The 241-nt window shown below is 73.4% G+C and carries 1 protein-coding gene; it reads left to right on the forward strand.

Going from position 1 to position 241, the window contains the following annotated elements:
• Positions 1-224 (forward strand): hypothetical protein (locus tag HMPREF0072_RS12225; protein ID WP_004830832.1); only part of this gene is annotated, 224 nt, incomplete at its 5' end.
• Positions 225-241: the final 17 nt, after the last annotated feature.

Below are 241 nucleotides of genomic sequence, written 5' to 3' on the forward strand. Positions count from 1 at the left end.
CCACCGCGGTCGTCGAAGCGATCGATTGGACCGCCGCTCCCGAGCAGACGCACGCGCCTGTCGCGGACTCGGACGCTCCCCTCGCCACGACGGCGAGCGACACCTCCCCCGCCGTCGTCACCGCGACGGACGCCACAGCTGACTCCGACGATGCGGCGGCCGCGGTCACGCACGACGGGGCACGCGCGGACGACGCCGACGAATCGCCGTCGATCACCCGCTGACCCGCTTCAGCTCAGGC

The organism is Anaerococcus lactolyticus ATCC 51172 (assembly GCF_000156575.1).
Classification (GTDB): Bacteria; Bacillota; Clostridia; order Tissierellales; family Peptoniphilaceae; genus Anaerococcus; species Anaerococcus lactolyticus.